Here is a 768-nt window from a genome sequence, read left to right on the forward strand (position 1 = left end):
GGGGCCGGTCGCGGACGGCGCCGCGCAGGGTTCGGTCCTCGGGTCGATCTTGGACGCGCCGGTGAATCTGAAGGGCACCGCCACGCTCTCGACAATCTTGGCGACGGGCGGTGCGCGGCTGACCTTCCGGGCCACCGTCCAGGTACGCGTCCCGATCATCGGCGGCAAGCTGGAGAACATCATCGGCACCCGACTGGCCGAGCTGGTGGCGGCGGAGCAGCGGTTCACCACGGAGTGGATCGCCAAAACGGCCTGAGGACGCCGAGCCTAAGCTGGCGCCCATGCGAATCGCGTTGGCGCAGATCCTCAGCGGCACCGACCCGTCCGCCAACTTGGAGCTGGTGCGCGAATACAGCGGCCGGGCCGCCGACGCCGGCGCGAAGTTGGTGGTGTTCCCGGAGGCGACAATGTGCCGGTTCGGGGTTCCGCTGGCCCCGATCGCCGAACCGGTCGACGGGCCGTGGGCGGCCGGAGTGCGGGGCGTCGCGGCCGACAGCGGCATCACGGTGGTTGCCGGCATGTTTACCCCGGCCGGGGACGGGCGGGTGAAGAACACGCTGATCGCGGCCGGTCCTGGCAGTCCCAACGAGCCGGACACGCACTACGACAAGATCCATCTCTACGACGCCTTCGGCTTCACCGAGTCCCGCACCGTCGCCCCCGGCCGCGAGCCGGTGGTGATCACGGTCGCCGGCGTGCGGGTGGGGCTGACCGTCTGCTACGACATCCGCTTCCCGGCCCTCTACACCGAGCTGGCCCGCCGCGGCG

At 71.0% G+C, this 768-nt stretch carries 2 protein-coding genes; both read left to right on the plus strand.

Going from position 1 to position 768, the window contains the following annotated elements:
* Window positions 1–256, plus strand: a 256-nt coding sequence (locus A5709_RS16295) for a DUF2505 domain-containing protein (protein WP_156744830.1), incomplete at its 5' end; no start/stop codon positions are given.
* Between the two features lie 25 nt (window positions 257–281).
* On the plus strand, window positions 282–768 hold a 487-nt coding region (locus A5709_RS16300; protein ID WP_304442541.1), incomplete at its 3' end, for a nitrilase-related carbon-nitrogen hydrolase.

This window comes from Mycobacterium sp. E1386 (assembly GCF_001672745.1).
Classification (GTDB): Bacteria; Actinomycetota; Actinomycetes; order Mycobacteriales; family Mycobacteriaceae; genus Mycobacterium.